Origin of the sequence: Corallococcus silvisoli, from assembly GCF_009909145.1 — a bacterium.
GTDB classification, from domain to species: Bacteria; Myxococcota; Myxococcia; order Myxococcales; family Myxococcaceae; genus Corallococcus; species Corallococcus silvisoli.
In genome coordinates this window covers 250,321-272,001 of record NZ_JAAAPJ010000008.1, presented here as the reverse complement: position 1 = coordinate 272,001, position 21,681 = coordinate 250,321, and the positions used below count along the sequence as shown (strand labels likewise).

Annotated in this window: 18 protein-coding genes and 1 tRNA gene; 9 read left to right on the top strand and 10 right to left on the bottom strand. The window is 70.8% G+C overall.

Translation table 11 applies throughout. The features are described 5' to 3' along the window. Positions 1 to 21 precede the first annotated feature (21 nt). Both GTY96_RS17725 and GTY96_RS37220 read left to right on the top strand, forming a co-directional pair. Complete coding sequence (locus GTY96_RS17725; RefSeq protein ID WP_201756155.1) at positions 22 to 690, top strand: tyrosine-type recombinase/integrase; 669 nt, start codon at positions 22 to 24, stop codon at positions 688 to 690. Beyond that, a complete protein-coding gene (locus tag GTY96_RS37220; RefSeq protein WP_201756154.1) occupies positions 687 to 869 on the top strand; it encodes a hypothetical protein in 183 nt (60 codons plus the stop codon). Before GTY96_RS17725 ends, GTY96_RS37220 begins: the two co-directional genes overlap by 4 nt. 40 nt (positions 870 to 909) lie before the next feature. On the opposite strand, the gene GTY96_RS17720 is transcribed toward GTY96_RS37220, so the two are convergent. From GTY96_RS17720 to GTY96_RS17695, 6 genes are all read right to left on the bottom strand, one after another. Beyond that, positions 910 to 991, bottom strand: a tRNA-Leu gene (locus tag GTY96_RS17720). A gap of 84 nt (positions 992 to 1,075) precedes the next feature. Beyond that, the gene (secG, locus tag GTY96_RS17715) at positions 1,076 to 1,492 is read right to left on the bottom strand and encodes a preprotein translocase subunit SecG (protein WP_161665320.1); all 417 of its coding nucleotides are present in this window, start codon (positions 1,490 to 1,492) and stop codon (positions 1,076 to 1,078) included. An 87-nt stretch (positions 1,493 to 1,579) separates the two neighbouring features. Beyond that, on the bottom strand, positions 1,580 to 2,347 hold the full coding sequence (gene tpiA, locus GTY96_RS17710; protein WP_143901712.1) for a triose-phosphate isomerase: 768 nt from the start codon (positions 2,345 to 2,347) through the stop codon (positions 1,580 to 1,582). A gap of 34 nt (positions 2,348 to 2,381) precedes the next feature. Then, positions 2,382 to 3,572 (bottom strand): phosphoglycerate kinase, encoded by a 1,191-nt coding sequence (locus tag GTY96_RS17705; RefSeq protein ID WP_143901714.1) that lies wholly within the window; start codon positions 3,570 to 3,572, stop codon positions 2,382 to 2,384. A gap of 61 nt (positions 3,573 to 3,633) precedes the next feature. After that, entirely contained in the window at positions 3,634 to 4,644 is a 1,011-nt protein-coding gene (gene gap, locus GTY96_RS17700; RefSeq protein WP_143901716.1) for a type I glyceraldehyde-3-phosphate dehydrogenase, read from the bottom strand. A gap of 99 nt (positions 4,645 to 4,743) precedes the next feature. Continuing rightward, entirely contained in the window at positions 4,744 to 7,614 is a 2,871-nt protein-coding gene (locus tag GTY96_RS17695) for a golvesin C-terminal-like domain-containing protein (RefSeq protein ID WP_161665423.1), read from the bottom strand. Between the two features lie 80 nt (positions 7,615 to 7,694). On the opposite strand from GTY96_RS17695, the gene GTY96_RS17690 reads away from it, so the two are divergent. Both GTY96_RS17690 and GTY96_RS17685 read left to right on the top strand, forming a co-directional pair. After that, on the top strand, positions 7,695 to 8,339 hold the full coding sequence (locus tag GTY96_RS17690; protein WP_143901720.1) for a diacylglycerol kinase family protein: 645 nt from the start codon (positions 7,695 to 7,697) through the stop codon (positions 8,337 to 8,339). A gap of 143 nt (positions 8,340 to 8,482) precedes the next feature. Then, positions 8,483 to 10,050, top strand: a protein-coding gene (locus GTY96_RS17685) for a transposase (RefSeq protein ID WP_161665422.1) whose coding sequence is annotated in 2 segments (ribosomal slippage) — positions 8,483 to 9,440 and positions 9,440 to 10,050 — 1,569 coding nt in all. Because the reading frame shifts where the segments join, the coding sequence is not laid out codon by codon here. 110 nt (positions 10,051 to 10,160) lie between these two features. Here the strand turns inward: GTY96_RS17685 and GTY96_RS17680 are convergent. Next, positions 10,161 to 10,370, bottom strand: coding sequence for a hypothetical protein (locus GTY96_RS17680; RefSeq protein WP_201756215.1), 210 nt, complete (start codon positions 10,368 to 10,370; stop codon positions 10,161 to 10,163). A 333-nt stretch (positions 10,371 to 10,703) separates the two neighbouring features. Here GTY96_RS17680 and GTY96_RS17675 point away from each other — a divergent pair, with 333 nt between their 5' ends. The 5 genes from GTY96_RS17675 to GTY96_RS17655 all read left to right on the top strand — a co-directional run bounded on the left by GTY96_RS17675 (position 10,704) and on the right by GTY96_RS17655 (position 17,554). Next, on the top strand, positions 10,704 to 12,299 hold the full coding sequence (locus GTY96_RS17675) for an NAD(P)/FAD-dependent oxidoreductase (RefSeq protein ID WP_143901724.1): 1,596 nt from the start codon (positions 10,704 to 10,706) through the stop codon (positions 12,297 to 12,299). A 47-nt stretch (positions 12,300 to 12,346) separates the two neighbouring features. Beyond that, positions 12,347 to 12,718: a hypothetical protein gene (locus tag GTY96_RS17670; protein WP_143901726.1), complete on the top strand. Its 372-nt coding sequence runs from the start codon at positions 12,347 to 12,349 to the stop codon at positions 12,716 to 12,718. Positions 12,719 to 12,845: 127 nt separating this feature from the next. After that, the gene (locus tag GTY96_RS17665; RefSeq protein ID WP_143902179.1) at positions 12,846 to 13,985 is read left to right on the top strand and encodes a class I SAM-dependent rRNA methyltransferase; all 1,140 of its coding nucleotides are present in this window, start codon (positions 12,846 to 12,848) and stop codon (positions 13,983 to 13,985) included. Between the two features lie 63 nt (positions 13,986 to 14,048). Next, complete coding sequence (locus GTY96_RS17660; protein ID WP_186001895.1) at positions 14,049 to 15,584, top strand: HD domain-containing protein; 1,536 nt, start codon at positions 14,049 to 14,051, stop codon at positions 15,582 to 15,584. A 5-nt stretch (positions 15,585 to 15,589) separates the two neighbouring features. Continuing rightward, positions 15,590 to 17,554 (top strand): HD domain-containing phosphohydrolase, encoded by a 1,965-nt coding sequence (locus GTY96_RS17655; protein ID WP_143901730.1) that lies wholly within the window; start codon positions 15,590 to 15,592, stop codon positions 17,552 to 17,554. Here GTY96_RS17655 and GTY96_RS17650 read toward each other — a convergent pair. The 3 genes from GTY96_RS17650 to metG all read right to left on the bottom strand — a co-directional run bounded on the left by GTY96_RS17650 (position 17,541) and on the right by metG (position 21,677). Beyond that, a complete protein-coding gene (locus GTY96_RS17650) occupies positions 17,541 to 18,317 on the bottom strand; it encodes a TatD family hydrolase (protein ID WP_143901732.1) in 777 nt (258 codons plus the stop codon). The two genes, GTY96_RS17655 and GTY96_RS17650, sit on opposite strands and share 14 nt — an antisense overlap. Further along, positions 18,314 to 19,288 (bottom strand): HEAT repeat domain-containing protein, encoded by a 975-nt coding sequence (locus GTY96_RS17645; protein WP_143901734.1) that lies wholly within the window; start codon positions 19,286 to 19,288, stop codon positions 18,314 to 18,316. The genes GTY96_RS17650 and GTY96_RS17645 overlap by 4 nt, the downstream gene beginning before the upstream one ends. Before the next feature lie 262 nt (positions 19,289 to 19,550). Further along, positions 19,551 to 21,677, bottom strand: a complete 2,127-nt coding sequence (gene metG / locus GTY96_RS17640; RefSeq protein WP_161665318.1) for a methionine--tRNA ligase — start codon at positions 21,675 to 21,677, stop codon at positions 19,551 to 19,553. Positions 21,678 to 21,681: the final 4 nt, after the last annotated feature.

The window sequence follows — 21,681 nt, the reverse complement described above, 5'->3', positions numbered from 1 at the left end:
GGGAGTCCGAACTTCCAACGGATGCGCTCCCTTATTGAGCTGCCGCGCGTCTACGCCGCCGCGCACCAGAAGGGCGATCAGAACGACCTCCTCCAGATTGCCGGCGTCGTCGGCACGCTGGGCGGAGCCCTGGCGCCCGTAGCGGGCCGCCGCAGGGTCTACCCGCGCGGCTGGAAGGACACCCTCGGCGCGGACCGCTTCACCGTCCTGGCCCATAGCCCGGACGTGAAGCACTTCAAGGTGAAGAAGCCCGACTACGACTTCCTCGCCTTCGAAGAGGTGGATCGGCTCCTCGCCGCCGCCTCGCCCGAGAACGTGGCCCTACTGACGACAGCGCCCAAGCCGGGCCTGCGGCAGGAGGAACGCATCGGGCTCCGGTGGCAGGACGTCGACCTCACCCGCGCCAGGCTCCACGTCAAACGGCCCCCCGTGGCGCGGCGTCGAAGGCACTCCCAAGGGCCGCAGCACCCGGGCGGTGGACCTTCCACAATCCGTCGTGGACACGCCCTCAAGGGCCACCGACACCTCCGCGGCCCCTTCGTCTTCTGCCAGGAGAACGGAGTGCACCCCACTCCGGGGATGATGGATCACCTGATCATCACCACGTTGAAGCGGGCGGGCATCACACGCGGACAGGGAACCATCGGGTGGCACGACCTACGCCGCACCTACGGGAGCACCTTGTCATGAGGGGCGTGCCGCTGAAGGTCATCCAGGAGCTGCTGGGCCGCGCCACCATCGAGCTGACCATGCGGTACGCGCATCTCCGCCCCGAGGTGAAGCAGGACGCGGTGAAGCTCCTGGACGGCCCCGTGAAGCGGCATGCGACATACGCGCAACGTGACCAGGAGGCCGCAGCCCAGAAATAAAAAAGCCCCCAAGTCCGAAGACTTGGAGGCTCAGTTGGAGTGCCCAGGGCGGGATTCGAACCCGCACACCTTTCGGCGCCACCCCCTCAAGATGGTGTGTCTACCAGTTCCACCACCTGGGCATTTCGCGGGGTCCATCTACCGGACCCCGTGGATTCACGCAACAACCAATTCAACACACGCGTGAAGTCGGTACAGCCTGACGGCTACTGCGCGGGCGCAGGAGCAGGCGTCGTCGGCGCGGGAGCCTGCTGGCCCTCCGCCGGCGGCGTCGCGGAACGCTCCTGCTCCACGCTCCCCGGTGCCGCGGGAGCAGGCGTCGTCGCCCCCGGGGTCGCCGGAGCCGAGGCCGCCTTGGAAGGAGTGGCGACGGAACCGCCCGCCGCCACGGAACCGCGCAGGCCCACGAACGACAGGCCCAGCGAGGTCAGGAAGAACAAGCCGGCGCAGATGCCCGTCAGCTTGCTCAGGAAGGTCACCGCGCCGCGCCCACCGAAGGCGCTCGTCGCGGCGCCGCCACCCAGGGCGGAACCCATGCCGGCGTCCTTCCCCGGCTGCAGCAAGATGACGAAGATCATGAACACGCAGAGCAGGACGTGCACGATCGTGAAGAAGGTCAGCATGGCGCTTCCAGACGCTCCGTGGAAAGAGGGCGCACCCTACACAAAGAAGTCAACGGGTGACAACTTCTAACGGGGATTCTTCTTCTGTTAGCCGGCCGCCTTCACGATGGCCACGAAGTCCGCCGCCTTGAGGCTCGCTCCCCCCACGAGCGCCCCGTCCACGTCCGGCTGACCCAGCAGCTCCGCCGCGTTGTCCGGCTTCACGCTGCCGCCGTACTGGATCCGCACCCGCTGTGCCGTCCCCTCGTCATACAGGCGGCCCAGCAAGCTCCGGATGGCCGCGTGGACCTCCTGCGCCTGCGCCGTCGTCGCCGTCCGGCCCGTCCCAATGGCCCAGACCGGCTCGTACGCCAGCACGAACGTCGCCACGTCCGCCCCGGAGAAGCCCTCCAGCGCGCCCCGCACCTGGCGCTCCACCACCGCGAGCGTCTGGTTCGCCTCGCGCTCGGCCAGCGTCTCTCCCACGCAGACGATGGGCGTCATGCCCGTGGCCTTCACGGCCTTCGCCCGCTTGTTCACCGTGGCGTCCGTCTCCCCGAAGAACTGCCGGCGCTCCGAGTGCCCCACGATGACGTAGGCACACCCCAGCTCCACCAGCATCGGCGCGCTGATCTCCCCGGTGAAGGCCCCCGAGGACTCCCAGTGACAGTTCTGCGCCGCCAGCTGGATGGGCGCACCCTCCAGCGCGACGTGCAGCGGCTGCAGCGCCACGAAGGGAGGCGCGATGACGACCTCCACCTTGTCGCCCAACCCCGCCACCGCGCCGCGAAGCTCCCGCACCAGCGCGAGCGCTTCGGGCACCGTCTTGTTCATCTTCCAGTTGCCAGCGACGATCTTCCGACGAGCGTGGGCCATCGTGGTGTCTCCGCGGTGGGTACTGCGTGGGGGTCTACTTCGTCTCCAACGCCTTGATGCCCGGCAGCTCCCGTCCCTCCAGGAACTCCAGCGACGCGCCGCCGCCCGTGGACACGTGGCTCAGCTTGGACGCGTAGCCCATCTGCTCCACCGCCGCCGCGCTGTCGCCGCCGCCAATCACCGTCGTGGCCTGCGTGTTGATGGCCATCGCCGCGGCCACCGAGCGCGTGCCCTCCGCGAACTTGGAGACCTCGAAGAGGCCCATGGGCCCGTTCCACACCACCGTCTTCGCGTCGCGGATGCGCTGCGTGAACATCGCGCGCGTCTTGGGCCCGATGTCCAGGCCCATCATGTCCGGCGGCACGTCCTGGTCCGGCGTCTCCTTCGCCACGCTCTTCTCCGTGGGCTCCGTGCCCACGATGTGGTCGATGGGCAGCACCAGCGGCGTCTTCAGGCGCTTCGCCGTGTCCAGCAGCTTCGCCGCCAGCGCCAGCTTGTCGCCCTCCTCCACCCGGCTCTTGCCCACTTCGATGCCCTGCGCCTTCAGGAAGGTGTACGCCATCGCGCCGCCCACGAGCAGCGCGTCCACCTTGGGCAGCAGGTTCTCGATGACCTTGATCTTGTCGCTCACCTTGGAGCCGCCCAGGATGGCCACGAAGGGCTTCTCCGGCGTCTTGAGCACCTTGCCCAGGTACTCGATCTCCTTGCGCATCAGGAAGCCGGCGGCCTTCTCCTTCACGAAGGGCACCATGCCGGCCGTGGACGCGTGCGCGCGGTGCGCCGTGCCGAACGCGTCGTTGACGTAGACGTCCGCCAGCGCCGCCAGCTCGCGCGAGAAGGCCTCGTCGTTCGCCTCCTCCTCCTTGTGGAAGCGCAGGTTCTCCAGCAGGACGACCTGCCCCTCCTTCAGCTCCTTCACCTGCTTCTTCACGCCGTCGCCCACGCAGTCATCCGTGAGGATGACCTCGTGCTTGCCGCCCAGCAGCTCCACGAGCTTCGCGGCCACGGGCTCCAGCGACAGCTTGGGGTCCGGCCCCTTGGGCCGACCGAGGTGGGACGCCAGGATGACCTTGCCCCCCATCTCCAGCGCGCGCCGGATGGTGGGCAGCGCCTCGCGGATGCGGGTGTCGTCGGTGATGCGGCGGCCCTCCAGCGGGACGTTGAAGTCCACGCGGATGAAGACGCGCTTGCCGGTCAACTGCAGGTCATCGATGTAGCGGATCATCTTTGGTGTCCCTTGTGCCTGTCTCGGTCAGCCCAACGTGCCGGTGTGCGGAGCCTTGGGACTACAGGCCCTTGGACACGAGGAACTTCGCCGTGTCGACCATGCGGTTGGAGAAGCCCCACTCGTTGTCGTACCAGGCCATGACCTTGAGCAGGTTGTCGCCCATCACGTAGCAGTTGGTGGCGTCGAAGATGGCCGAGTGCGGGTTGCCGTTGTAGTCCACCGACACCGTCTGCGCGTCGCTGAACTCCAGCACGCCCTTGAGCTGCGTGGCGGCGGCGTTCTTGAACGCGGCGATGACCTCCTCCGCCGTGACCTTCTTGGTGGTGTTCACCGTCAGGTCCACCAGCGACACGTTCGGGGTGGGGACGCGCACCGACAGGCCGTGCATCTTGCCCTTGAGGGAAGGCAGCACCTCGCCAATGGCCTTCGCGGCGCCCGTGCTGGTGGGGATCATGGAGAGCGCGGCGGCGCGGGCGCGGCGCATGTCCTCGTGGGTGAGGTCCAGGATGCGCTGATCGTTGGTGTAGCTGTGGATCGTCGTCATCAGGCCCTTCTCGACGCCGAAGTTGTCCACCAGCACCTTGGCGATGGGCGCCAGGCAGTTCGTGGTGCACGAGGCGTTGGACACGATGTGGTGCTTGGACGCGTCGTACTCGGCGTGGTTGATGCCGTACGCGATGGTGATGTCCGGGCCCTTGGCCGGGGCGGAGATGAGGACCTTCTTCGCGCCCGCCTTGAGGTGCTTCTCCGCGCCCTCGCGAGAGGTGAAGCGGCCGGTGCACTCCAGCACCACGTCCACGTTCATGCTCTTCCACGGCAGCGCCGTGGGGTCCTTCTCCGCGGTGACGGCGATCTCCCTGCCGTCCACCACGATGCCCTTGTCCGTGGCCTTCACCTCGCCCGGCCACGTGCGGTGCACGGAGTCGTACTTGAACAGGTGGGCCAGCGCCGACGGCTTGTCGAGGTCGTTGATGGCGACGATCTCAAGGTCTTCCTTGCGGCTGAGCGCGGCGCGCAGGACGCAGCGACCGATACGACCGAAGCCGTTGATGGCGAGCTTGATGGCCATGATGTTCTCCGTCTCCCTTGCAGGAGTGGGCCCTTGCGGCCCACCCGTCATGAGTCTCGTAAAGAAGGCGGCCGACCGTAGGCAGGCGCCCCCGCCGAGTCAACGCCTCGCGTGGCCCGGTTTCGAGCGCGCGCGCCGGAGCTGAACAATCACCCCGAGCAACACCCAGAGCCCGGAAGCCGTTCCCGCCGCCCCCGCCCCGCACCCGCAGCCCTTATCCCCCAGGCCGGCGTAGACGTCCGGAAGGACCGGAACGACCGTCGGCTCCGGCGGCGGGTCCACCGGCGGCGGCTTCGACGGCGGATGCGGATCCACCGCCCGCACCGCCACGCAGGACGACAGCGGCCGGGGGCTGACCGCCGGCGCCGCGACCAGGGGAGGCAGCGCCGGCGCCTGGGCAAGAAGCCCCGTGCGCACCAGGAACGCGCCCACCAGCCGCGACCGCTCCTGGTTGGATGAAAGGCCCTCAAACGGAAAACCCAGCACCAGCACCTGTCCCGCCGGCGCGGTGCCCGACAGGACGCCCGCCCTCGCGCTGGTGGAGCCGTAGCTCAGCACCGCCTCGCCGCCGCCCGTTGGCGCCAGCACATCCGTCAGCCCCACGGGGTACGCCTCGCGGGTCCCATCCGCCAGCGGCGTGACCGCCAGGCCCGAGAGGAAGCCGCCCTGCGAGCCCCCCACGCTGGCCACCGTGGAGGTGGAGGCGGGGGCTACCCGCAGGATGTCCGAGAGGAACAGCTTGTCGTCGGCGCTGCCCTCCGCGAGCGCGGAGACCGTCCGGCTCCCCGACAGCAGCAGGTGCCCGCCGCCGGTGACGAACGCGCGCAGGGCATCCTGTTCGGCCCGGCTCGGGCCCGCGCCGCTCACGCCCCCGCGCCCGGCGGACCAGTCCACCAGCCGGTACCCCGCGGGCGACACCAGCCCCGCGGCGAGCGCGTTGCCCGCAGCGCTGTCGAACGCCACCGCGGACTGCGCGAAGGCCGCGCCGTGCTGGCGCAGGTAGCTGCCGTCGTTCGTCGCCTCCAGGTAGACGCGCAGCGGGGCCTCCAGGTCGTACGGCGTCTTCAGCTCCTCGCCACACGCCACCGTCGCGTCCAGCCGCTCGTACGCGTTGATGAGCAGCACCGGCGACACGTCCCCCACGCGCACGCCCACCGTGGCGGACGGGAAGGACTCGCCGCCCGCGTTCACCGCGGCGACGCGGAAGTAGCGCAGCGTGCCGGCCGTCAGCGTGACGGTGGCCGAGGTCCCCTGCACCGGCATGCCGTCGTCCCAGCCGAAGCCATCCACGCTCTGGTAGAGGCGATAGCCCGTGGGCGCGTCACGGCCCTCCTCGGAGGCGACCTGCGGCGGGGCGGTCCACTTCACCTCCACCGCGCCCGGCGCCGCGTTGCGCGCCGCCACCGCGCCGGGGGCCTCCGGCGGCAGGTGCACGGCCGCGCCGTCGCGGGCCGCGAAGTACTTGATCAACCCCTGCACGATGGCGCGCGCGGCGACGTGGCGCATGCGGGCTTCCTTGAGCTTCGCCGCGTCCGACGCGTTGTCGTGGTAGGCCATCTCCAGCAGCACGCTGGGCATCTCCGGGTTGTGCGTGGGGTTCACCTCGCCCAGGTTCGCCGAGCGCAGGCTGCGCACGCGCCAGCTCGGATCCACCTCGCGCTTCAGGTCCGTCTCAATCTGCGCGAGCAGCGCCCGGGCCATCACGTCGCTGCCCGCCACGCCGGTGAAGTTGAGCGTGCCGTCCACCGGGTTCGGCCCATAGACGTACCCCTCCGTCCCCATCACCGTGCCGGACGTGCCCGCGTTGGTGTGCCAGCCGACGTAGACCGCGTCCTCGCCCTCCTCGTGCAGCCACGCGGCGAAGCGCGGCCGGGCGTTCACGTCCGCGTTGCGCTCGTTGGACAGCGCGTTGGCCCCCGTCGGCGCGTACACGCTGAAGGGCGCCCCGCTGTACTGCACGTGGTAGCGCGCGCTCTCCTCGAAGCGGGGGCGCAGCAGCGGCCCCTGCGCCGCGTCACCCAGCAGCCCCCTGCCGCCGCCCAGCCGCACCGCGTCCACCGACAGCGTCGCGCCCGCGCCCGCCGCCGAGTCGTTCTCCAACACCACCGCGCCCGACTCCGGGTGCTGCCCCGCCTTGAAATAGAAGCGCCCCAGCAGCACCCACGTCCCGCCGTGGCGGCGCTGGTTCACGCGGAAGTGGCTCTCCCCGCCCGAGTGCTTCACCACGTAGTGCGCGTCCGACGCGCGCGAGGGGTCGGAGCCGTAGGAGACGTAGACGTTGTAGGCCGCGTCCGCCGGCACGTCCGGGGTCCACGTCGCGCGCGCGGTGGCGGTCGCCGCGGTGTCCAGCAGGCGCGTGGTGCCCAGCGTGAACGGCTCCACGTTGTTGCCCATGGGGATGGGCGGTTGAGCCCAGCCCTTCTGTTCAGAGGCGTGGAAGCGCGCCGCGTCCCCGCTCTCCACGTAGCCCGTGCCCCCGTTGTCCACGGTCGCGAGCAGCGGGTTCAGGTCCGTCTCGCGCACCGGAACCACCGTCGCGCCGGCCGCCATGAGCATGGGCAGGAGCTCCTGGGACATCACCTCCACGGAGATGAAGTCCTCCACCACGCCCCAGCTGTTGGGCCGCTGCGTCGCCCAGCGCTTGAGCCCGGCGTCGCGGTAGAAGCCGTGGCCGGGGCTCAGGTAGATGACCTTGCCGGACAGCGCGCCCTCCCCCAGCCGCGACTGCGGCACGCCGGCCGCCTTCGCGCCGCGGGATTCGCGCCGCACCACGGGGGGCTCGCTGGAGGACAGCCGGCGCTGCTCGTGGGCCCTGGGCCCCGGGGCTGGCAGGTATTGAACACCCGGCGGCTCCAGGCCCAGGTCGTCTCCCTCGAACCTTTCCGGGACGTCCTGCCCCTGAGCGAGGACGGAGGTGCACAGCAGGGTCAGCGCCAGCACGCGCGACCAGGACGACAGGGATGTTCGCATCACGCGGCCGACCTTACCCGTTCACTCGGCAGCAGCAATCGCACCCGTGGGTGCTAGCCTGCCCACCCCTTCACCTTCCGATGACCGTTCCTGCACCCTCCCGCCCCCAGTTTCCCTCCCGCCGCAGCAACGGGCTGTTCGCCTCGTTCGGACATGCGTGGGCGGGCCTCATCCACACCGTGGCCTGGCAGCGCAACATGCGCATCCACCTCATCTCCGGCGTCCTCGTGGGGCTGGTGGGCAGCGGCATCCCGCTGGGGCTCGCGGAGAAGGTGACGCTCATCTTCTGCGTGCTGCTCATCTTCTTCGCGGAGATTCTCAACAGCGCGCTGGAGCAGCTGGTGGACCTGGCCGTGCAACAGTTCGACGAGAAGGCCCGGCTCACCAAGGACGCCGCGGCCGCGGGCGTGCTCGTGCTCGCCGGAGGCACGGTGGTCATCTTCGCCGCCATCCTCATCAACTACTGGGAGACGGTGCGCACCAGCACCGATGCCATCTTCCGGCAGGTCGCGCTGGGGCTGCCCCTGGCCGGGTGCGCCACGGTGCTCGTGCTCCCACAACCCCGGCCCGCCGCCGTCGACGTGCTCGCGTTCCTCGCGGGACTGGGCCTGCTCGCGCTGACGGCCCCCACCTCCGCGAGCCTCGTCTTCACCGCGCTCACCGCCGCGCTGCTCGTCATCGCCGCCGCCGCGGCCCGCGAGCGCCGGCGCCAACCACAGCCCTGACGACACAGTGCGTCGAAGCCCTGGGGGCGAGCAGGGAACAAAAAAACTACGCCGGCAAATACGGCCTGAGCCCCAGGTGTTGACCCTCTGAGAGGAGGAGCACCATGGCTCGGACGACGGCTCGCCCGGTGGCCACCCGTGAGGTGAAGGTCGACAGCGAGCGGCGGCGCTGTGAGGCGTGCGGCGCAAGAACGCGAGCGGATTGGCGCTCGCGTCGCTGTGTGACGACGCTGGCGGGTTGCGTGGGGCTCTCGGTGCAGGTGCGGGTATGCCACCGGGAGGAGTGTCTGCTGAAGGGCGTTCCACTCAGGGCAGAGGGCGAGGGCCGCTGGGTGCTGCCGGAGCACGAGTTCGGCTTGGACGTGCTGGCCTTCATCGGAGCCCAGCGCTACCGGGAGCACCGCAGCGTGCCGGAGATTCACGCACTGCTGCGTCAGAAGGGCGTCGCCGTCTCCGAGCGCACCTGCACCAACCTGCTCGACCGGTACGATGAACTCGTCAGCCTCCAGTTGCTGGATGCGGGGCGACTGCATGCGACGCTCAAATGCCAGGGCCGGGCGGTGCTCGCCATCGACGGCCTCGCTCCGGACGTAGGGCATGAGGTGCTTTGGGTCGTGCGCGAATGCCTCTCGGGGCAGGTGCTGCTGGCGCGTCCCCTGCTGGCTGGCGGCGAGCAGGAGCTCGTGCCGCTGCTGGAGGAAGTGAAGCGTGCGCTGGGCCGGGTGCCCATCGTCGGTGTGGTGTCGGATGGGCAGCGAAGTATTCGCAATGCCGTGGCGCATGCATTGCCTGGGGTGCCGCACCAGCTATGCCATTTCCATTACCTGAGGGAGGCGGCCCGGCCGCTCTACGAGGTGGACCGGCATGCGAAGAAGGAGCTGAAGAAGCGCGTGCGAGAGGTGCGCAAGGTCGAACGGGCCGTGGAAGGCCGTGACGACGCGAGCGCCCGCGCCACGCGCGCCTACGCGGCAGCCGTCAGGAGCGCTCTCACCGACGACCACCGCCCACCCCTCAACCCCTCCGGACTGCTGCTGCGCCGACGCCTGGGCGCCATCGAGAAGAGCCTGGAGCGGGTGGAAAAAGGGGGGCCTGCGTCCCGCAGTTGAGCCGCCTGCGGGCGGTGCTGCGCAAAGCACGCAGCGCCACCGCTTCCATGTGGCCCGCCCTCGCACGCGCCTACCGCTGGGTCGAGCGCACCGCGGCCATCCTCCAGAATGAGCCCGGATTGGATGCCGCGGGCGTGCGCCGCCGTCTGTCGGCCCTGCTGGCCGCCCTGGTGCGATGGACGCGTCGACGCCACCGGGGTGTCCTGCGCCAGGCCCTGGCTCATTTCCTCCTGGAAACGCGCCGCTACTGGAAGGGCCTCTTCCATTGCTACGACGTGCCGGAGTTACCCCGCACCGATAATGTCTTGGAGCACCTCTTCGGCACCTGCCGCTACCATGAGCGGCGGGCCTCGGGCCGGGTCCGAGGCAGCGCGGGCCTCGTCGTGCGCGGCGCAGTCCGGCTGCCAGCTATCGCCGCCGCCCACCTGCTGCCTGAACTCGACGCAACCCTCCTGGCACCTGGGGACCTCGACGACTGGCGGCAATTACGCGCTCAGCTCGAAGCCCGGCGCGTCCCCCGCATCATGGGCCGACGCTTTCGCGCCGATCCGGACGGCTACCTCCGAGGCATCGAAGAGGAGCTCAGGCCATATTTGCCGGCGTAGAAAAAAACCGGCGGCCGCCGGTTCGCTCCCGTCGCCTCGCGGGCGGGGACCCCGGAACCGGTCCGGAGCCCGCTCACCCGCGGAGGGTCTGTGCAGGGGATTCTAACGGGCTAGACGCGCGGCTGCCAACCCGGGCTCGCTTCCGCGGCCGGCGCCGGCTGGGGCGCGACTTCCTTGTCGCCTTCCTTCAGGTCGGTGGTGACAAGCTCCAGCAGCTCCGTCGCGATGCCAATGACCTGGTGCGGCGTGTAACCGCTTGCGCGCAGCTGGTTGAAGAACGTGCGCGCGAGGATGCGGGTGCCCTTCTGGTCGGTGCTCACGGGATTTGCCTCCGGAATCGGCGCCACGTGTCCAGGCGCCGCGTCATCTTCGGCTCCGGTGTTCAACCTCCGTGCCAGTCGTTCTCTTCCAAACGGATTCTCCAGCAGTCCTCGGGGGTTGAAGGGCCGGCGTGGACGGCACGGAACGTGGAAGGTGCGAAGGGGGTTACGCACCTGGGCGTTCCGCCGGCCTGGAATCGGGGGCCGGGTGCATCCGCGGGTACGCACCTACCCCGCGCCCCCCTCCCTTGAGGGCAGCTCGTCTTTTCAAGTGCTTGCATTCCCTCCGGGGGGTGGAGCACATACGCCCCCCCACCGAGGAGCAAGACCAAGATGGCGTACCGGGTGAACAACATCGGGCTGTGGTTGGACGAGCCGGAGGAGCTGCTCGGCCAGCGCGCCGCGGAGAAGCTGGGAGTCACCCGGGGGGACCTCTCCTCCGTGCGCGTGGTGCGCTCGGTGCTGGACGCGCGCAAGAAGGGCAGCCCCCGTTACATCTACACGTTGGAGGTGGAGCTGGCCCCGGGCCGCAAGGCGCCCCGCCTGCCCCCGGACGTGAGCGAGGCCCCGCCCCCGCCGGAAGCGCCGCCGCGCGTGAAGGAGCCGGAGAAGCTGCCGCTGATCATCGGCACCGGACCCGCGGGGTTGTTCTGCGCGCTGGGCCTGCTGGAGCGCGGCGTGCGCAGCATCCTGCTGGAGCGCGGCAAGGAGGTGGTGACGCGCCGCAAGGACGTGGCGAAGCTCATGCGCGACGGGACGCTCGACCGCGAGAGCAACATGAACTTCGGCGAGGGCGGCGCGGGCGCGTACACGGACGGCAAGCTGTCCACGCGCATCAACCACCCCATGGTGCGCAAGGTGATTGAAGCCTTCGCCCGCTACGGCGCGCCGGACCACATCCTGATTGAGGGCAAGCCGCACATCGGCTCGGACCTGCTGCCCGGCGCGGTGGCGAAGCTGCGCGAGGAGCTGATCGCCGGCGGCTGCCAGGTGCACTTCGAGCAGCGCGTGGACGACCTGCTCTACCGCGATGGCCACATCGCGGGCGTGAAGATGGCGGACGGGCGCACGCTGGAGAGCGACCGCGTCATCCTGGCGCCGGGCAACTCCGCGCGCGAGCTGTACGAGCGCTTCGCCGCCGACGGCCGCGTGAGCGTGGAGGCCAAGCCCTTCGCGCTGGGCTTCCGCGCGGAGCACCCGCAGTCGCTCATCAACGGCATCCAGTACGGCGCCGCCGCGAAGCACTCGAAGCTGCCGCCCGCGGACTACAAGCTGGCGGAGAACCTGGACGTGGACGGCGAGGTGCGCGGCGTCTATTCGTTCTGCATGTGCCCCGGCGGCATCGTGGTGCCCACGCCCACCGAAGAGGGGCTGCAGTGCACCAACGGCATGAGCAACTCGCGGCGCAACGCGAAGTTCGCCAACGCGGGCATCGTCGTGTCGGTGTCCGTCGAGGACTTCGCGCGCGAGGGCTTCCACGGGCCGCTCGCGGGCCTGGAGTTCCAGCGGCACTGGGAGGGCGAGGCCTACAAGCTGGGCGGAGGCCGCTTCTTCGCGCCCGCGCAGACCATCCCCGACTACCTGGCCGGCCGCGTGAAGAAGGACCCCGGGGACACCAGCTACCGCCCGGGCCTGGCGCACACGGATTTGAACCAGCTCTTCCCGGAGCGGCTGACGCAGTCGCTCAAGGCGGCGCTGCGCACGTTCGACCGGAAGATGCGCGGCTTCATCAGCGACGAGGGAAAGCTCATCGGCATCGAGAGCCGGACCAGCTCCCCGGTGCGCGTCACCCGGGGCGACGACCTGCAGTCGGTGTCCATGCGCGGCCTGTACCCGGCCGGCGAGGGCTGCGGCTACGCGGGCGGCATCGTGTCGTCCGCCATTGATGGACTGCGCATCGCTGAGCAGATTGCCACCGAGCTGGCTTGAGCTCCCCGCCCCTTCCGGGCGAGGGTGGCCCGAGGAGGGACGGCCCCATGGCGTACCGCGTGCGCACCCCTGACGGAGAGCTGATGTTCCCCTCGCTGGGCGACATCGAGCGCGCCTACGTGCAGGGGCTCGTGGATCCCAACGACGAGGTGCGCGAGGACGGCGCGGAGAAGTGGCGCAAGGCGTCGTCCCTGCCGGCGCTCGCGCGGGCGAAGAAACCCCAGAGCGGCAAGGCCGCCCGCGCGCAGACCTTCACCGTCCTGGGAGCGGTGGCGCTGGGCGTGGGTGCCCTCCTGGTGATGGTCCTGGGGCGGACCCCCGCGGTGCGCATGCTGGGCATCGCGCTGGCCCTGGTGGTCAGCGGCATCCTCATGCGGGTCACGTTCAAGGCATACAAGCGGCCTCCGTCCGTCCTCTAGCGCCGCTCCCTCCCCTGCCCTCCAGGGCGGCGGCACGGCCCTCGCCGCCAGCAGGCCCGACACGGCCCATGTTTGATGGAAGGCATCCCCGGGGGTGCCCGCCATCGCGCTGGAGGAGGACCGCACCTTGCTCAGCACCTACCTGTCCCGAGAAGCCGCCCGCAAGCTTCGCCATGGCGCCCCCTGGCTGCGCCGCGAGGACATCGTCTCCGTCGAAGGCGAGCCCCAGCCCGGAACGCCCATGCAGCTCAAGGACGAGGATGGAGAGGTCCTGGGCCTGGGCGACGTGGATCTCCAGGCGTCCCTGGCCGTGCGCCGGCTGGGCCTGGCGGACGAGTCCGTGGAGGGGCTCCTCCCCCGCCACGTGCGCCACGCCTTCGAGCGCCGCGCGCGGCTGGTGGACGACCCGCGCTTCTGCCGCATCGTCAACGACGACGGGGACGGGCTGCCGGGGCTCATCGTGGACCGGTATGATCAGCACTTCGTCGTTCAGACGCTGACCCGCGCCATGGACGCCCGCCACGAGGAGATCACCCGCACGCTGGGCGAGGTGACGGGGGCCTCTTCCGTGCTGCTGCGCAATGACACCCACCGGCGCCAGGCGCTGGGCCTGCCCGCGCAGCGGCCACACGTGATGTATGGGACGCCGCCACGCTGGTGCCGCCTGCTGGAGCTGGAGGCGCGCTTCACGGTGGACCTCACCTACGGCCGGGGCACGGGCTACGGGTATGACCACCGCGAGCTGCGCCGCTTCCTGAACCGGACGGGCAACGGGGATCGGGTGCTGGACGTCGCCTGCAACGTGGGCGGCCTCTTCGTCCACGCGGGGCGCCACGGGGCGAAGCAGATCCTCGCCTTCGACGGCAACGCGGACGCGGCGGACCTGGCGCGCGAGAACGCGGAGGCCAACGGACTGCTCGGCCGGGTGACGGTGGAACAGGGAGAGCCCCTGGCGGTGCTGCGCGCCATCGACGACACCTTCGATTTGGTGCTGCTGGACACCCTGGGCGCGACGTCCGAGGACGACTTCATCGAACAGGCGCGGCTGGCGCTCCGGCGCGTCCGGCACGGAGGACGCTTGCTCGTGGTCGGTTATCACCCACCGGTGGGCCTGGGCTCATTCACGGAGTGCGTGGCCACGGCCTGCGAGCAGGAGGCGCGCATCGCGTTCCGCCTGGTGCGGATGGGCCTGCCGCCAGACCACCCGGCGCCGGTCGGCTCCCCAGGGGCCGAGTACCTGGAAGCCGTGGCGCTCGAGGTGAACTGAACGAGGGACCGTGACTTGTTTCGCCCTCGCCGGGCCTCCTCGGTGTTAGTGTCCGCGCCCGCGATGACAACCGAAAACGAAACCCAGGCCGCGACTTCCACCCCGGAGGCTTCCGTCGAGACCGTCCGCAAGGTGTACGCGGTCGACCTGCGCGAGAAGGACCGCGTCAACACCGTCTTCCGCGTCACCAAGAAGGAGAAGGTGAACGCTCGCAGCGGCAAGGTGTTCCTGTCGCTGTCCCTCGCCGACAAGAGCGGCACCGTGGACGCGCGCGTCTTCGACAAGGTGGACGTGCTCGAACCCGCGTTCCAGAGCGGCGACTACGTCCTCGTGCAGGGCAGCGTCATCGTCTTCCACGGGCGCACCCAGGTCGTCGTGGAGGCCATGGAGCGGTTGGATCCGGAGCCGCTCGACCCCCAGGAGTTCGAGCCGCCCCCGGCCCCGCCCGCGGAGGCCAAGGCCGAGTCCAAGGGCAGCGAAGCCAAGTCCGGCGAAGCCAAGTCCGGCGAAGCGAAGTCTGGCGACGCCAGGTCTGGCGACGCGAAGGCTTCCGAAGGCAAGGAGCCCCGCGCGGAGCCCAAGGCCGAGCGCCATGAGGGCGGCGCCGGTGGCCCGCGCGCGGTGGGGCAGATCCGCGAGCTCGTCACCGAGCGCGTCAACGACCCGTACGTGAAGCAGCTCCTGCTGGCGTTCCTGGACGACGCGCACGTGTCCGCGGCGCTGCCGGTGGCCCCCGCGGCCAAGGGCGTGCACCACGCGTGGCGCGGCGGCCTGGCCGAGCACGTCCTGTCGGTGATGCGCCTGACGCTGCGCGTGTCGGACCACTACCCCATGGCGGACCGCGACCTGCTGCTCGCGGGCGCGTTCCTGCACGACGTGATGAAGGGCGGCGACGGGGCCTCCGACAAGGGCTTCGACACCTCCGACGAGGGCCGCCTGGTGGGCCACGCGGTGCTGGCCGCGCAGAAGATCCGCGAGAAGACGCTGGGCATCCCCGGCTTCCCGCCGCTGCTGGAGCAGCACCTGACGCACCTGGCGATCTCCCAGCAGGGCCCGTCCGGCGCCCCCGGCGTGAAGGTGCCGGTGACGCTGGAGGCGCAGATCGTGGACACGCTCAGCTCGCTCGACGCGCGCATCGCGTCGTGGGTGGAGGCCATGCAGCGCGATCCGAACGAGCGCTGGACGGAGCACCTGCGCGCCTACGACCGTCCGCTCTGGAAGGGCTTCGCGCCCACCGGCCGCGGCCGGGCCCCGGTGGAGGCGGGCGGCCGCCGCAAGCACCGCGAGGAGAAGCGCAAGGCGCGTGGCGACAAGGGCCCGCCCTCGCAGGCCAGCGCCGAGGCCGGCGCGACGCCCGCCGCGCAGGAGGCCCGTCCGGAGCGTCCGCCGCGGCCTCCCCGCGAGCCCCGCGCCGAGCGCCCCCCGCGCGAGGAGCGTGGCCCCCGTGAGGAGCGCCCCGCCCGTCCGCCGCGTGAGGACCGTCCGCCGCGCGACCCCAAGAGCCTGCCCGGCGAGCTGACCTTCAAGCCGTTCAGCGCGCTGGCGCCGAGCGCGCCCGTGAAGTCCGGTGGTGAGGGCGGTGGCTCCTCGGAGGGCTGAAGTCCATGGCGAAGCGGCTGGGAGAGCGGTTGATTGAGGCCGGCCTCGTGACGCCAGGGGCCGTGGAGCAAGGTCTGGAGCACCAGAAGATCACCGGCCACAAGCTGGGGGACTGTCTGGTGGAGCTGGGCCTGCTCCAGGAGGCCGCGCTGCTGCGGCTCCTGGCCAACGAGTTCCAGACCCGCTTCGTCACCGCGGACAAGCTGGCCAAGGTCCGCATCGACACGAAGGTGCTCGACAAGCTGCCGGTCCGGCTGGCGGAAGCGCAGAACGTGCTCCCGCTGGCCGTGGATCCGGAGCGCAAGCTGTTGTCGGTGGTGGCCGCCGAGCCACAGAACAAGTCGCTGCTGGATGAGATCGCCCTCGTCACGGGCATGTCGGAGGTCTACGCGTACATCGGCCTGCGCAGCGCCATCTCCGCCGCGATCCGCAAGCACTACTACGGCGACCCCACCGCGTTCACCACGCTCCTGGAGGGCCCCTCCACGGGTGGGCCCCGCCGTCCGGACACGCCGTCCAACACCCACGTGGGCACGGAGCCCGGCCGGAGTGGCACCTCCGCGGGACGCAGCGCCACCAGCATCCAGATGCGCCTGGAGACGGACGCGCGGATGCGGCTGCAGCGCTCCGGCAGCGGCACGAACGTGGCGCGCGTCTCCACGCAGCGGCGCGAGCCGGGCGGCCCGCGCGGGCTCATCAGCGACACGGACTACGTGGAGACGCTGAGCCTGATGGTGGGCCTGCTGGAGCAGGACCGGCCCCGGCACCGGGGCCACTCGGCGCAGCTGGCGCGACAGGCGGGCATCGTCGGTCAGCGCATGGGCATGCCGCACAAGGAGCTGGCCGCGCTGTCCATCGCCGCGTACCTGCACGACCTGGGCAAGCCCCCGGAGCGCCACTTCTCGCTCGCGAGCAACGCGGCCAACGCGGAGTGGAAGGCCCAGGCGAAGGCGTGCTGCCGCGCGCCGACGAAGCTCTTCGAGACGGTGCACCTGCCCGCGCAGGTGAACACCATCCTCGCGCAGCTGTACGAGGCCTGGGACGGCTCCGGCACCCCCCAGGGCGCCAAGGGCGAGGACATCACCCTGGGCGCGCGCATCCTGGCCGCGGTGGACAGCTTCCTGGAGCTGACCAAGAATCCGGGCAACGCGCACGGCCGCGTCTTCACCAAGCCGCAGGCGCTGGAGCACCTGCGCAAGAACGCGGGCGTGCTCTACGACCCGGTGGTGGCGGACATCGTCGGCCAGCTCCAGAGCGGCTCGCTGCTGGTGCACCGGCTGGCCAGCGAGGGTCGGCAGGTGCTCATCGCCGAACCGGACGAAGCCACGCGCGGGGAGCTGCTGGAGGCGGTGCTCAAGCAGGAGCTGGTGGCGCACGCGCTGTCCACGCTGGACGGAGCCCTGGACGGCCTGGCGCGGCAGGACTGCGACGTGCTGGTGGTGAGCCTGCGGCTGGGACAGCAGGAAGTGATGGACCTGCTGGAGGCCGTCCGCTCCATGCCGGAGAGCGCGGGCCTGCCCATCGCCGTGGTGGGCGAGCCGGATGCCCAGGCGCGCGAGCGGCTGCTGATGGCGGGCGCGACGGCGGTGCTGTCCGCGTCCGACAAGCCGGAGGTCGCGCGCACCGTCCACGCGCTCTTCCAGGACCGGGTGCAGCACAACGGCCCGGGCCGGGTGGTGCGGGGCAGCTTCGACGAGCTTCCCCCGCGCGAGCTGCTGCGCACGCTGGGCGGCGGCAAGAAGAGCGGGAAGCTCCAGCTGCGGCACCACACGCTGGAGGGCTCGCTGCACCTGGAGCGGGGCCGCGTGGTGCACGCCGCGTTCGGTGGACACGCGGGCGAGCCCGCGCTGCAGGCCCTGCTGAAGCTGAAGCAGGCGGACTTCGTCTACGACCCGGACGCCCTGCTCCTGGACATGCCGCAGTTGGACCAGGACCTGGAGGCCCTGGCCAACGCGCTCAGTCCAGCGTGAGGTTGAAGAGGCGGGCCGCGTTCGCCGTGGTGACGCGGGCCACCTCTTCCAGCGAGACGCCCTTCAGCTCCGCCACCTTCTTCGCCGTCTCCAGCACGTGCGCGGGCTCGTTCTTGCGGCCGCGGTGGGGCACCGGCGCGAGGAAGGGGCTGTCCGTCTCCACCATCAGGCGCTCCAGCGGCGCGAAGCGCACCGCGTCCTGGAGGGCTTCGGTCTTCTTGTAGGTGATGACGCCGGAGAGCGACAGGAAGAAGCCCCGGTCCAGGTACTTGCGCGCCGCGGCCGTGTCCCCGGTGAAGCAGTGGATGACGCCGTTCGTGACGTCCTCCGCCGCCAGCGCCGCGTCGCAGTCGTCATGCGCGTCGCGCACGTGCACCACCAGCGGCTTGCCCAGGCGCTTCGCGAGCGCGCACTGGCGCCGGAAGACGGTGGCCTGCACCTCGCGCGGCGAGCGGTCGTAGTAGTAGTCCAGCCCGGCCTCGCCCACCGCGCGCAGCTCCGGACGGGCGCAGGTGCGCTCCAGCATCTCGAAGTCCGCTTCGGTGGCGCGGGCGGCCTCGTGCGGGTGGATGCCCAGCGTGGGCGACAGGAACTCCGGGTGCCGCGCGGCCACCTCCAGCGCGTGGCCCCAGTCCCCGGGGCCGTGGAACTGCCCCACCAGCACCGCGTGCACCAGCCCCGCGGCCCGCGCGCGCTCCAGCACCGGCGCCACGTCCGCGTAGTCCTTCGGCTCCAGGTGGCAGTGCGCATCAACCAGTCTCATGGGCCCTCCCGAAACAGCTCTTCCAGTTCGCTGCGCGCGTCCTCCGAGGCGAAGGTGGGCACGGCGGCGCGCACGCGCTCCAGCCCCTCCGCCACGCCCAGGCGCCACACGCCATCCGCCGCGTCCAGCCGGTCGTCCTCGGGGGCGCTCCGGTCCTCCAGCACGGCGAGCAGCCAGGGCAGCGCCCGGGCATCTCCCAGCCGGCCCAGCCCGCGCGCGGCGGCGCCCCGGCATGCGTCCTTCGCGTCGCCGAGGATGTCCTTCAGCCGCTCCAGCGCGCCCGGCACCTTCAGCTCGCCGCACAGCTCCACCGCGAGCGCCCGGTCCGCGCTCCACTTCTTGCGCGTGCGCTGCATCAGCCAGTCCGCGCCCTCGGGGTCGCCCAGCTTCATCAGCACGCCGGCCGCCTGCGTCTTGTCGAAGGCGGGCAGCAGCCACTTGCCGAAGAGGCGCTTCACCGCGGGAAGCGCCCGCGCGTCCTCCAGCTCCGCGAGCGCCCCCAGCGCCCGGAAGCGCAGCGTGTCCACGTCCAGCGCGGCCACGAGGACCTCCAGGCCCGCGGGGTGCTTGAGGGCGGCGATGCCTCGCGCGGCCTCGAAGCGCACCTCCGGCGTGGGGTCCTCCAACATGCCCGCGAGCGCCCCGCGCGCATGGGGCAGCGCCAGGTCCGCGAGCCGGCCGGTGGCCTCCAACCGCACCCGGGTGTCGTCGTCGCGCAAGCGGGGCAGCAGCATGTCCGGGAGCTGCTCCGGCGGCAGCACCACCGAGGCCAGACTCACCCCCGAGCGGCGCACCTCCGGCTGGGCATCCCCGAGCAGTCGCGCGAGCACGTCCAGGAACTCCGCGGCGTGCGCGGGCTCCTCGGAGGCCAGTTGGAACAGCAGGTCCGCCGCCTCGGCCCGGCTCGCCGGACGCTTCTCCCGCTCCAGGGTCAACAGAGCGCGATCCCGCTCGGCACGCCAATCCGCCACGTCGTGTCACCTCGTTCGCCGGGGAGCGAAAGAGCCCCCCGGAACGTCCTTGAAGCCACCTCGAAACCACTTCCGCGCCCTGGCGCGAGCGGGGGGAACTCCCTGCACGGCCCGGGGGCATCGCGCTCATCCGGTGGCCGCTGGATGCCACGGGCGGTCCGGCGCCGCGCCGCCTCACGGCATCCCCGCGGAGCCCGGATGCGTGCTCCGAGGATGAACCGGGGGAGGCCCCCCGGCCCGTCCTCGAGCCCGCGACCGCGCGCTACTTCACGTCGCTGCCGGGCGCCACGTCGCCCGGATCCAACAGGGACAGGTCCTTGCCGCCCGAGCCGGCCGTCAGCAGCATGCCGCGCGACTCGATGCCCTTGAGCTTGCGCGGCTTGAGGTTCGCCACCACCACCACGCGACGGCCCGCCACGGCCTCCGGCGCGTACGCCTCCGCGATGCCGGAGACGATGGTGCGCGGCGCGCCCTCGCCCAGGTCCACGTCCAGCTTGAGCAGCTTGTCCGCGCCCTTCACCTTCTCCGCGGCCACGATGCGCCCCGCCTTCAGCACCACCTTGGCGAAGTCCGCGTACTCGATGTCGGCGGCGGGCGCGGCCTCGCCGGCGGGGGACGCCGGTGGGGTGGGCACCGCGGGCTGCGCCTCCGGGCTCTTCGCTTCCATGGACTTCTTCTCCGTCTTCGTGTCCTTGCCGCCAGCCTTCGCGGGCTGGGCGACAGGCGCGCCCTCGGGCGCCTTGATGATGGCGTTGACGCGGTCCTCTTCCAGCCGGGGCAACAGCGGCTCCGGCGTGCCCAGCGGATGGGCGCGGTCGAGCAACGGGTACTTCGCGGTGGCCAGCGCCTGGAACGTCAGGGGCGGCGCGTTGAGCTGGGCGAACAGCTTCTCCGACAGCCGAGGCGTCACTGGCGCGAGCAGCGCGCCCAGCAGGTACGCCACGTCCGCCGCGTCCGACAGGTCCGCCCGCGCCGCCTCCACGTCCTTCTTCACCTGCGCCCACGGCGCCTGCGTCTGCAGGAACGCGTTCGCCGTGGAGGCGATCTCCGTGATGACCTTGATGGCGGCGCGGTACTCCAGCTTCTCGAACGCGTCGCGCACCTCCGGCACCCGGGCCAGGGCGTCCTCCACCAGCTTGCGCCCCGCCCCGTCCGCGCGGCCCGGCGCGAGCTTCTTCTCCAGCGGTCCGGCCAGCAGCGACAGCGCGCGGTTGGCCAGGTTGCCCACGTTGTTGACGAGCTCGCCGTTCACCCGGAGGCGGAAGTCCTTGAGGTTGAGGTCCAGGTCCTCCACGCCCGCGCCCAGGTTGGCCGCGTAGAAGTAGCGCAGGTAGGTCGGGTCCAGCAGGTCCAGATAGTCGCGGGCGGCCACCATGGTGCCGCGGCTCTTGGACATCTTCTCCCCGTTCACCGTCAGGTGCCCGTGCACCTTGATCTCATTGGGGATGTGGAGCCCCGCGACCTTCAGCACCGCGGGCCAGAACAGCGCGTGGAAGTAGACGATGTCCTTGCCGATGAAGTGGACGATGCGCGTGGGGGCGTCCTTGCCCCAGTACTCCAGCGCGTCCTTCGCGCGGCCGGACTCCTTCGCCCACTTCTCCGTGGTCGCGATGTACCCGATGGGCGCATCCAGCCAGACGTAGAAGAACTTGTCCGTCTCCCCGGGGATCGCGAAGCCGAAGTACGGCCCGTCGCGGCTGATGTCCCAGTCCGACAGGCCCTTCTCGAAGAAGCCCTGGAGCTGGGCGGCGAGGCCCGGGTGGATGAAGCCGGGGCGCTTCAGGACCTCCTGGAGGAAGTCCGCGTGGCGCGACAGCTTGAAGAACAGGTGCACGGAGTTGCGGCGCACCGGCGGCGTGCCGCACAGCGCGCAGCGCGGGTCGATGAGGTCCGTGGGGTTGTAGGTCTTGCCGCACTTCTCGCACGCGTCGCCGTATTGATCCGGCGACTTGCAGTTGGGACAGGTGCCCCGGATGAAGCGGTCCGGAAGGAAGCGCTTGTCCTTCTCGCAGTAGGTCTGCTCGATGTCGCGGCGGTCGATGTCGCCCGCGTCCTTGAGCCGCCCGTAGATGAGCTCCGCGTAGTGGCGGTTCTCCGGCGAGTTGGTGGAGTGGAAGTAGTCGAAGCGGATGTCGAAGTCGCGGAAGTCGCGCTGGTGCTCGTCGTGAAAGCGCGCGACGAACTGCTCCGGCGGGATGCCCTGCTTCGCGGCGTTGATCTCAATCGGCGTGCCGTGCGTGTCGTCCGCGCAGAAATAGACGACGTCCTGCCCGCATGAGCGCAGGAACCGCACGTAGATGTCCGTCTGGATGTACTCGACGGCGTGACCGAGGTGGATGGCGCCGTTCGCGTACGGAAGGGCGCTGGTAACGAGGGTTCTCTCCGCCATGGAC